This window comes from Amycolatopsis keratiniphila subsp. keratiniphila, assembly GCF_001620365.2.
Classification (GTDB): domain Bacteria; phylum Actinomycetota; class Actinomycetes; order Mycobacteriales; family Pseudonocardiaceae; genus Amycolatopsis; species Amycolatopsis keratiniphila.
The window spans coordinates 12,295-16,172 of sequence record NZ_LQMT02000026.1; the positions used below are offsets into that span (position 1 = coordinate 12,295).

General features: G+C 69.0%; 1 protein-coding gene. It reads left to right on the top strand.

Annotated features, from left to right (window positions below; translation table 11 throughout):
- Positions 1-181 precede the first annotated feature (181 nt).
- The coding region (gene eccCa, locus AVR91_RS27380) for a type VII secretion protein EccCa (protein ID WP_076857444.1) at positions 182-3,878 on the top strand (3,697 nt) is incomplete at its 3' end.

Consider the following 3,878-nt stretch of genomic DNA (forward strand, 5'->3'; position numbering starts at 1 on the left):
TAGCCCGCTAAACGCACGTCGGCGGAGCCGGAGCTCTACACTCCCGGCATGCGTATGGTCCCGGTCGGGGCCGTTCTCGGCGTTGTCCGGATTTCACCGGCCACGTTCGATAGGTTGTCTCGCGCACCCGTACGCGCACCAACGGTGGCCGCCATCGTCGAGTTTGAAGAGGGGTCCTTCGATGAGCACGCTGCAGTTCAAGAAGTCACCGCGCCTGGCGGCGCCGCGGCCGCCGGGCGGCGAGGTGCATCTCGAACCGCCGCCTGAGGTGCCCCGCACCATCCCGGGCAACATCGTCATGAAGCTGCTTCCCGCGGTGATGATCTTCGCCTCCATCGGGATGATGATCTTCATGTTCACCACCGGTGGACGCAATCCCATGATGATGATGATGGGCGGCATGATGGTGCTCAGCACCGTCGGCATGATGGCGGGCGGCGCGGGCAAGGGCGGCGGCGCCAAAAAGGCCGAGATGGACGAGGACCGCAAGGACTACCTGCGTTACCTCGGCCAGATGCGCGACAGGGCCCGCGAGGCCATGGTCGACCAGCGCGCCGCGCTCGAATGGGTCCACCCCGACCCGCAGACCCTGTGGTCGCTGGCCGCGAGCCGCCGCATGTGGGAACGCCGCCAGAACGACCAGGACTTCCTCCACCTCCGCGTCGGCCGCAGCTCGCACCGTCTCGCGACGCGGCTCGTGCCGCCGCAGACCGGCCCGGTCGACGAACTGGAGCCGATCGCCACGCTCGCGCTGCGCCGGTTCGTCCGCGCGCACTCGATCGTCCCGGACCTCCCGACCCAGATCACCCTCCGCGGGTTCGCCGCGGTCAGCATGCAGGGCGACCGCGGGCTGACCCGCGGCCTCACCCGGGCGATGCTGGCCCAGCTGGTCACTTTCCACAGCCCCGACGACGTCCTCATCGCGGTCGCGACGGCGGGTCGCGCCAAGGAGGAGTGGGAGTGGGCGAAGTGGCTGCCGCACGCCCAGCACCCGGCGCTCGCCGACGGGATCGGCCAGCTGCGGATGATGGCGGGCTCCCTCGCGCAGATCGAGCAGTGGCTCGACGAAGAACTCCGTGACCGCCAGCGGTTCTCCCGTAACGCGACGCCCGCCCCGGACCAGCCGCATATCGTCATCATCGTCGACGACGCCGAGGTCACCCGCGAAGAGCAGATCATCCTCGAAGAGGGTCTGGTCGGCGTCACCCTGATCGACCTTTCCGACTCCATCGGCAACCTCGCGGCCCGCCGTGGTCTGCGGCTCGTCGTCGAGGAAGACCGCCTCGGCGCGCGCAGCGCCGGCGGCGTCGAATGGTTCGGCCGTCCGGACACGCTCAGCGTGGTCGAGGCCGAAGCGCTGGCCCGCCTCCTCGCCCCGTACCGCGTCGGCACCGCCGCGCAGGACGCCGCCGAGGAAGAGCCGCTGCTGTCCAACCCCGGTCTGCTCGAACTGCTGGGCATCCCCGGCGACCCGATGACCTTCGACGTCCAGCAGGCCTGGCGCCCGCGCCCGGTGCGGGACCGCTACCGCGTCCCGTTCGGCGTCGGCGAGTACGGCCAGCCGGTCGAGCTGGACATCAAGGAAGCCGCGATGGAGGGCATGGGCCCGCACGGCCTGTGCATCGGGGCGACCGGTTCCGGTAAGTCGGAGTTCCTCCGCACGCTGGTGCTGGGCATGCTCGCCACGCATTCGTCGAGCACGCTGAACTTCGTCCTCGTCGACTTCAAGGGTGGTGCGACGTTCCTCGGCCTGGACTCCGCGCCGCACGTCTCCGCGGTCATCACCAACCTCGCGGACGAGGTCACGCTGGTCGACCGGATGAAGGACGCGCTGGCGGGCGAGATGAACCGGCGCCAGGAGGCGCTGAAGAACGGCGGTAACTTCAAGAACGTCTGGGAGTACGAGAAGGCCCGCGAGAACGGCGCCGACCTCGACCCGCTGCCCGCGCTCTTCATCGTCTGTGACGAGTTCTCCGAGCTGCTGGCCGCGAAGCCGGACTTCATCGACCTGTTCGTCGCCATCGGCCGTCTTGGCCGGTCGCTGCAGATGCACATGCTCCTCGCGTCGCAGCGGCTGGAAGAGGGCAAGCTGCGCGGTCTCGACTCGCACCTTTCCTACCGCATCGGTCTGAAGACCTTCTCCGCCGCGGAATCCCGTGCCGCGATCGGCGTGCCTGACGCGTTCGAGCTGCCGTCCGTGCCCGGTGGCGGTTACCTCAAGTACGACACCTCGACGCTGGTCCGCTTCAAGGCCTCGTACGTCTCGGGCCCGTACCGGCCCGCGGGCATCAAGGCCGCCGGCCCGGTCGCGACCGTGGTCCGCGCGGACAAGCGCCCGCAGCTGTTCGTCCCGGACTTCGTCGAACTGCCGAAGGAACCGGAGCCGCAGCAGATCGAGGCCGCGCCGGTGGAAGAGGCCAAGTCGGAGGAGGCCGTCGAGCCCAGTGAGCTCGACGTGATCGTGTCCCGGCTGATCGGCCAGGGCCCGCCCGCGCACGAGGTGTGGCTGCCGCCGCTCAAGGAGCCGAACTCGCTCGACACCCTGCTGCCGAACCTGAACCCCACCGACGACCGCGGTCTTTCCCCGGTCGGGTTCTTCGGCAACGGACGGCTGCAGGTGCCGATGGGCATCGTCGACCGCCCGTACGAGCAGCGCCGTGACCTGCTGTGGGCCGACTTCTCCGGTGGCGCCGGCCACGGTGTGATCGTCGGTGGTCCGCAGTCGGGCAAGTCGACCATGCTCCGGACGCTGATCATGTCGATGGCGCTGACCCACACCCCCGAGGAAGCGCAGTTCTACGCGCTGGACCTCGGTGGCGGTACGTTGGCCGGTCTCCAGGGCCTGCCGCACGTCGGTGGGGTCGCGGTCGCGCGGCGCGAGCCGGACAAGGCCCGCCGGATCGTGGCCGAGCTGACCACCCTGCTCACCGAGCGGGAAGGCCGGTTCGGTGCCATGGGCATCGACTCGATGAACGAGTTCCGCAACCGCAAGCGGCGGGGCGAGATCAAGCCCGAGGAAGACGCCTTCGGTGACGCCTTCCTGATCGTCGACAACTGGAAGGCCCTGCGGGACGACTTCGACGAGCTGGAGACCTCGATCACCAAGCTCGCCACCCAGGGTCTCTCCTACGGTGTGCACGTCATCATCGCGGCGAACCGGTGGGCGGACATCCGCCCGGCGATCAAGGACATGATCGGTACCCGGTTCGAGCTCCGCCTCGGTGACCCGAGCGAGTCGGACATCGACCGCCGGGTCGCGGTGAACGTCCCGGCCGGGCGCCCCGGCCGCGGTCTCACCAGGGACAAGCTTCACCTGCTGACCGGTCTGCCGCGGATCGACGGATCGAGCAACCCGGACGACGTCGCCGCCGGTGTCGCCGACGCGGTCGCGAAGATCAAGGCCGCGTGGAAGGGCCGCCCGGCGCCGCAGGTCCGCCTGCTGCCGGAGATGGTCACCTACGACGAGGTCCTGTCCATCGACACCAAGCGCAACACGAAGCTGGTGCCGATCGGTGTCAACGAGGAAGACCTCCAGCCGATCTACCTCGACTTCGCCGCCGATTCGCACTTCTACGCGTTCGCGGACGGTGAGTCGGGCAAGACGAACCTGCTGCGCCAGATCACCCGGGGTATCACCGAGCGGTACACGACGCAGGAAGCGGTCATCATCCTCGTCGACTACCGGCGCACGATGCTCGGCTTCATCGGCGGGGACCAGCTGCTCGGTTACGCGGTGTCCGCCGCGCAGCTGGAGAGCATGGTCAAGGACGTGCACGGGTCGATGACCCGGCGGCTCCCCGGCCCGGACGTCACGCAGGAACAGCTCAAGACCCGGTCCTGGTGGACCGGTCCGGAGCTGTTCGTCATCGTCGACGACT